General features: G+C 71.6%; 7 protein-coding genes. 5 read left to right on the top strand and 2 right to left on the bottom strand.

From position 1 onward, the window contains the following. Positions 1 to 397: cutinase family protein (locus A5702_RS22405; RefSeq protein WP_197506662.1), on the bottom strand; the 397-nt coding region annotated here is incomplete at its 3' end. A 123-nt stretch (positions 398 to 520) separates the two neighbouring features. Here A5702_RS22405 and A5702_RS22400 point away from each other — a divergent pair. Together A5702_RS22400 and A5702_RS22395 are read left to right on the top strand one after the other, a co-directional pair. Next, the gene (locus A5702_RS22400; RefSeq protein ID WP_068223857.1) at positions 521 to 1,327 is read left to right on the top strand and encodes a purine-nucleoside phosphorylase; all 807 of its coding nucleotides are present in this window, start codon (positions 521 to 523) and stop codon (positions 1,325 to 1,327) included. Between the two features lie 20 nt (positions 1,328 to 1,347). Continuing rightward, the gene (locus tag A5702_RS22395) at positions 1,348 to 2,928 is read left to right on the top strand and encodes a phospho-sugar mutase (RefSeq protein ID WP_068223856.1); all 1,581 of its coding nucleotides are present in this window, start codon (positions 1,348 to 1,350) and stop codon (positions 2,926 to 2,928) included. Here A5702_RS22395 and upp read toward each other — a convergent pair. Then, positions 2,925 to 3,548 carry a uracil phosphoribosyltransferase gene (gene upp, locus A5702_RS22390; protein WP_068223854.1) on the bottom strand — a complete coding sequence of 208 codons (624 nt, stop codon included), beginning with the start codon at positions 3,546 to 3,548 and terminating at the stop codon, positions 2,925 to 2,927. The genes A5702_RS22395 and upp overlap by 4 nt on opposite strands. 92 nt (positions 3,549 to 3,640) lie before the next feature. On the opposite strand from upp, the gene A5702_RS22385 reads away from it, so the two are divergent. From A5702_RS22385 to A5702_RS22375, 3 genes are all read left to right on the top strand, one after another. Then, the gene (locus A5702_RS22385) at positions 3,641 to 4,489 is read left to right on the top strand and encodes an alkaline phosphatase family protein (protein ID WP_369808518.1); all 849 of its coding nucleotides are present in this window, start codon (positions 3,641 to 3,643) and stop codon (positions 4,487 to 4,489) included. Between the two features lie 113 nt (positions 4,490 to 4,602). Continuing rightward, the gene (locus tag A5702_RS22380; protein ID WP_068223852.1) at positions 4,603 to 5,898 is read left to right on the top strand and encodes a primosomal protein; all 1,296 of its coding nucleotides are present in this window, start codon (positions 4,603 to 4,605) and stop codon (positions 5,896 to 5,898) included. Positions 5,899 to 5,940: 42 nt separating this feature from the next. Then, on the top strand, positions 5,941 to 6,536 hold a 596-nt coding region (locus tag A5702_RS22375), incomplete at its 3' end, for a VWA domain-containing protein (RefSeq protein ID WP_156669717.1).

Raw genomic sequence — 6,536 nt, 5'->3', positions numbered from 1 at the left:
CGGCCAGGCCGGGGTCCAGCGCGGGAGCGGAGCCGAAGTTGCCGATGCGCTCGCCCAGCGGCGGCACCCCGGCCAGCATCGAGACCGCGGCGGCGCCCTGCGAAAAGCCGCCGAGCACGAGTTTCGTTCCCGGGCATTGCTCGACCATCTGGGCGATGTGGTCGCGGGCGTCATTGGCGCCGTCGGCGGTTTGCAGGAAGTTGTAGCTGGCCGGGTAGTTCACCGGGTACGAGTCGACGCTGCGCGAGCCGAGGGCCGAGTGCAGCGCGGCCAGCAGCGCGTCTCCGGCGGCGCCGAGGCCGGGCGGCTCGGCCGTGCCGCGGGCGAAGATGAGTTGCACGTCGGGGCATTCGGCCCGCGCCGGCGCCACCGGGCCCGTGATCGAAAACAGCGACACCGCAACGGCGACCGCCAGGCCGGCGACCGACCACCTACGAAGATTCATGCGGCAGATTTTCACATATCGCTGGGCACGCCATCGCGGCGCTAACCCCGGTGACCCGCACTATGCTCGCCGACTGTGAGCGACGTCGCATCCGACCCCGGCGAACTGGCGCGGCGGGCGGCGCAAGTCATCGCCGAGCGCACCGGCGTGGATGAGCATGACGTCGCCGTCGTGCTGGGCTCCGGATGGCGCCCGGCGGCGACCGCGCTCGGCTCCCCCGGCGCCGTGCTGCCCCAGGCCGACGTCCCCGGGTTCGCGCCGCCCACCGCCATCGGGCACACCGGCGAGCTGATGTCGACGCGCATCGGCGATCGCCGGGTGCTGGTGCTCGTCGGTCGCGTGCACGCCTACGAGGGCCACGACCTCGGTCACGTGGTGCACCCCGTGCGGGCGGCCTGCGCGGCCGGGGCGCGCATCGTCGTGCTCACCAATGCGGCCGGCGGGCTGCGCGCCGACATGGCGGTCGGCCAGCCGGTGCTGATCAGCGACCACCTCAACCTGACCGCGCGGTCCCCGTTGGTCGGCCCGCAGTTCGTGGACCTGACCGACGCCTACGCGCCCCGGCTGCGGGAGCTGGCCCGCCAGGGCGATCCAGGGCTGGCCGGGGGCGTCTACGCGGGCCTGCCGGGACCGCATTACGAGACGCCCGCCGAGGTGCGCATGCTGCGGACGCTGGGCGCCGACCTGGTCGGCATGTCCACGGTGCACGAGACCATCGCGGCCCGGGCGGCCGGCGCCGAGGTGCTCGGGGTGTCGCTGGTCACCAACCTGGCCGCCGGCATCAGCGGCGAGCCGCTGAGCCACGCCGAGGTGCTCGCCGCGGGCGCCGCGTCGGCCAGCCGGATGGGCGCGCTGCTGGCCGACGTGATCGCCCGGTTCTGAGGCGATGACGCGATGACGCCATGACGCCCGACGAATGGATCGCCCACGATCCCGATCCGGCGACGGCCGCCGAGCTCGCCGCGTGCGATCCCGACGAGCTGGCGGCGCGATTCGCCCACCCGCTCACCTTCGGCACGGCGGGCCTGCGCGGCCCGGTGCGCGGCGGGCCCGACGCCATGAACGTGGCGGTGGTGTCGCGCGCCACCTGGGCGGTGGCGCAGGTGCTGGCCGGCCGCGGGCTGGCGGGCGGCACGGTGATCGTCGGCCGCGACTCCCGGCACGGCTCCGCGGTTTTCGCCACCGTGGCCGCGGAAGTGCTTGCAGCTCACGGTTTTTCGGTGCTGCTGTTCCCGGGGCCGGTGCCGACCCCGGTGGTAGCGTTCGCTGTGCGGCGCACCGGGGCCGTCGCCGGGATACAGATCACCGCGTCGCACAACCCGCCGGCGGACAACGGCTACAAGGTGTACACCGACGGCGGCATCCAGATCGTCCCGCCCACCGACCGCGAGATCGAGGCCGCGATGGCCGCCGCTCCCCCGGCCGACGAAATCGGCCGGGCGCCGGTGCAACCCGCGGCCACCGACCTGGTCGAGCGCTACATCGCGCGTGCGGCCGCCGTGCGGCGCGGCGCGGGCACGGTGCGGGTGGCCCTGACCCCGCTGCATGGGGTGGGCGGCGTGGTGGCGGTGGAAGCGTTGCAACGCGCCGGCTTCGGGCAGGTGCACACGGTCGGCGCCCAGTTCGCGCCCGACCCCGACTTCCCCACCGTCGCTTTCCCCAACCCCGAGGAGCCCGGCGCCGCCGACGCGCTGCTCGCCCTGGCCGCCGACGTCACGGCCGACGTCGCGATCGCGCTGGATCCCGACGCCGACCGGTGCGCGGTCGGCATTCCGGCGGGGCCGGGATGGCGGATGCTGTCCGGAGATGAAACCGGTTGGCTGCTCGGCGATTACATCCTGTCGCGGGTCGCCGATCCACCGACGGCGGTGGTGGCCAGCACCGTGGTGTCGTCGCGCATGCTGGCGGCGATCGCGCGCGAGCATGGAGCCACCCACGTCGAAACGCTCACCGGTTTCAAGTGGCTGGCGCGCGCCGACGCGGGGGTGCCCGGCGGCACCCTGGTGTACGCCTACGAGGAGGCGATCGGGCACTGCGTCGACCCGGACGCCGTGCGGGACAAGGACGGCATCAGCGCCGCGGTGCTGGTGTGCGACCTGGTGGCCGCCCTGAAAGACCGGGGCCGTTCGGTTTCCGACTCGCTCGACGAACTCGCCGAGCGCCACGGCGTGCACGACGTCGCGGCGGTGTCGCGGCGGGTCGCCGACGCCGCCAAGGCCGCCGAGTTGATGCGGCGGCTGCGGTCGACGCCGCCGGAAACGCTGGCTGGTTTCACCGCCACCCTCACCGACATCACCGACGCGCTGATCTTCACCGGCGGTGACGACGACACGTCCGTGCGGCTGGTGGTGCGGCCGTCCGGGACCGAGCCAAAGCTGAAGTTCTACATCGAGGTTCGCCGCGCGGTGACGGCCGGGCTGCCCGCGGCCCGGCAACGGGCCGCCGCGTTGCGCGAGGCGCTGGTGCAGCAGGTTATGGGCTAACGCGGCCCGTATTGGCGGTCGCCGGCGTCGCCGAGACCCGGGACGATGTAGGCGTTTTCGTTGAGCCCGCCGTCGACGGCCACGGTGAAGAGGCGCGCCGCGGGGGCGGTTCGCTCAAGCGCCGCAATGCCTTCCGGCGCGGCAACCGCGCACAAAACCGTGATGTCGGTCGCCCCGCGCTCCAGCAGCAGCCCGACGGTGTGCTTCAGCGAGCCACCGGTGGCCAGCATCGGATCGAGGACGATCACCGGAACACCGGACAGGTCGTCGGGCAACGACGCGAGATATCCCGTCGCGCAATGGGTTTGCTCGTCGCGGGCCACGCCAACGAAGCCCACCCGCGCCTCCGGAAGCAGCTCGAGGGCGCGCTCGAGCATGCCCAATCCCGCGCGCAGCACCGGCACCAACAGCGGCGGGTTGGCCAGCCGCACCCCGACCGTCTCGGCCAGCGGCGTACGAATTCCGAACGTCTCGCGGGCGGCGTCGCGGGTGGCCTCGTAAACCAGCATCGCGGTCAGGTCCCGCAGGCCGGCCCGGAAGTGGGCGTTGTCGGTGCGTTCGTCGCGCAACACCGTCAGCCGCGACAGGGCCAGCGGGTGATCAATGACGCGCGTGTCCACGGGATTTGAGCCTATATAACGATTGCGGCGCGCAACGCCGACACGCTCGCGCCGCCGCCCCTTGCGGGCGAATCCGCCCATATACTCCCCGCGTGCTGCGCACAATCAGAAACCTGGCCGGCGCGGCCGTGTTGACGGCGCTGGTGATCGTCCCGGCGGCCCCCCGGGTGGCCCTCGCGGCCGCCATTCCGCAGCTCGCGCACATCGTGATCGTGGTGGAGGAGAACCGCTCCGAGGCCAACATCATCGGCAACAAGTCGGCGCCGTTCATCACCGCGCTCGCCGCGGGCGGCGCCAACATGGTCCAGTCGTTCGCCGAAACCCACCCCAGCGAACCGAATTACCTCGCGCTGTTCGCGGGCAACACCTTCGGGGTGACCACCGACGCCTGCCCCGTCAACGGCGGCGCCGCCCCCAACCTGGGTTCGGAATTGCTGGCCGCGGGCCACACGTTCGTCGGCTTCGCCGAGGGCCTGCCCGCGGTCGGCTCGCCGGTGTGCAGCGCCGGCAAGTACGCGCGCAAGCACGTGCCCTGGGCCAACTTCACCAACGTGCCGCCGGCGAACTCCCTGCCGTTCTCCGCCTTCCCGATGGGCAACTACGCCAGCCTGCCCACGGTCTCGTTCGTCATTCCCAACAACGACAACAACATGCACGACGGCTCGATCGCGCAGGCCGACGCCTGGCTCAACCGCCAGCTGTCGGGCTACGCCAACTGGGCGGCCGCCAACAACAGCCTGCTGATCCTGACCTTCGACGAGGACGACGGCGGCAGCCGCAACCAGATCCCGACCGTGTTCTACGGCGCCCACGTCCGACCCGGCAATTACAGCGAACAGATCAACCACTACAGCGTGCTCGCCACGATCGAGGAGATGTACGGGCTGCCCAAGACCGGGTACGCGGCAAGCGTGCCGCCGATCACCGACATCTGGGGCTGAATCCGAATTGCCCGGCTCCTTGCTCGCGCCGTCCCGGCGCTCGCCGTCACCGGGCTAGCTCCGACGACGCCCAGCGCCCGGCACCCTGCACGGCCGTCGCTATTGTGTGCCGCATGGCTGCTGACCTCGTGCCGATCCGCCTGAGCCTCTCCGACGGCGACCGCTACACCGTGTGGGCGCCCCGCTGGCGCGACGCCGGCGACGAGTGGGAGGCGTTCCTGGGCAAGGACGAGGACCTGTACGTGTTCGCCTCCGCCGCCGACCTGGTCGCGTTCGTGCGCTCCGATACCGACAACGACCTGGTCGACCACCCGGCGTGGAAGGACCTGACCTCGGCGCACGCGCACAAGTTCGCACCGGCCGAGGACAAGCAGTTCGATCTGGTCGCGGTCGAGGAGCTGGTGTCGGAGAAGCCGACCGAGGAGTCGGTGACCGGACTGGCCCGCACGCTGGCGCTGGTCTCGTCCATCGGGTCGGTCTGCGAGCTCGCGGCGGTGTCGAAGTTCTTCAACGGCAACCCCACGCTGGGCACCGTCTCGGGCGGGATCGACCACTTCACCGGGAAGGCCGGCCTCAAGCGCTGGAACGCGATCGGCGAGGTCATCGGGCGCAGCTGGGACGATGTCCTCGCCGCAATCGAGGACATCGTGACCACCCCCGAGGTGGACGCCAAGCTGTCGGCCAAGGCCGCCGACGAGCTCGCCGAGGAGCCCGAGGAAGAGGAGACCGAAGACGCCGAGGCCGAAGCGGGGGCCGACGGCGAGACGGACGAGGCGGCCGACGAGCCCGAGGAGGCCGAGGAGGCCGAGGAGGCCGAGGAAGAGACCCGCGCGGCCGGCGACACGGTGATCCTGGGCAGCGACGAGGATTTCTGGCTGCAGGTGGGCATCGACCCGATTCGGATCATGACGAGTTCTGGCACGTTCTACACGCTGCGGTGCTACCTGGACGACCGCCCGATCTTCCTGGGCCGCAACGGGCGCATCAGCGTGTTCAGCTCCGAGCGGGCGCTGGCGCGTTACCTCGCCGACGAGCACGACCACGACCTGTCCGACCTGAGCACCTACGACGACATCCGCACCGCCGCCACCGACGGCTCGCTGGAGGTCAAGGTCACCGAGGACAACATCTACGTGCTCAGCGGGCTGGCCGACGACATCGCCGACGGCCCCGACGCGGTGGACCGCGACCAGCTGGACCTGGCCGTCGAGCTGCTCCGCGACATCGGCGACTACTCCGAGGAGGCCACGGTCGACAAGGCCCTCGAGACCGGGTGCCCGCTGGGCAAGCTGGTGGCCTACGTGCTCGAGCCCGGCTCGGTCGGCAAGCCCTCGGCGCCGTACGCCCCCGCGGTGCGGGAGTGGGAGAACCTGGAGCAATTCGTCGACGGGCGGCTGCGGCGCGAATAGTCCCCCGTTTGACGGTTCCCTGAGTCTCATCTTTACTGGCGGGTGTCGCTTCCCGGGGTAGGCCCCTTACCGCTCTACGGCTTTCAGCGCCCGGGCATGCTGTTGTTCGGTTTGCTCCCGCTGGCTCTGCTCGGGGTCTACATCCTGGTCCAGGCTCGCCGCCGGCGCCGGCTACGCCGGTTCACCGAGACGAGCGTGCCGCAGTCGCTGGCGCGTCACATCCCGATCGCGGTGTCGCTGCTCAGCCTGGTCCTGCTGACCATCGCGCTCGCGACCCCCACCCACGACATGCGCATCCCGCGCAACCGGGCCGTCGTCATGCTGGTCATCGACGTGTCGGAGTCCATGGCCTCGACCGACGTTCCCCCGGACCGGCTGACCGCCGCCAAAGAGGCCGGCAAGCAATTCGCCGACGAGCTGACGCCGGCCATCAACCTGGGGCTGGTGGAGTTCGCGGCCAACGCCTCGCTGCTGGTCGCCCCGACGACCAACCGCCAGGCGGTCAAGGCCGCGATCGACAGCCTCAAGCCGGCCCCCAAGACCGCGACGGGCGAGGGCCTGTTCACCGCGCTGCAGGCCATCGCGACGGTCGGCTCGGTGATGGGCGGCGGCGACGGGCCGCCGCCGGCGCGCATTGT

Origin of the sequence: Mycobacterium sp. E3339, assembly GCF_001666915.1 — a bacterium.
Taxonomy (GTDB): domain Bacteria; phylum Actinomycetota; class Actinomycetes; order Mycobacteriales; family Mycobacteriaceae; genus Mycobacterium.
Note: the sequence above shows the minus strand (reverse complement) of the source record. Positions and strands in the feature narration are given on the sequence as shown.

Bases quoted from the DNA above. Each gene is read 5' to 3' on its own strand.
- A5702_RS22395 (WP_068223856.1), top strand. From the start codon at position 1,348: ATGACGCCCGACGAATGGATCGCCCACGATCCCGATCCGGCGACGGCC.
- A5702_RS22380 (WP_068223852.1), top strand. From the start codon at position 4,603: ATGGCTGCTGACCTCGTGCCGATCCGCCTGAGCCTCTCCGACGGCGAC.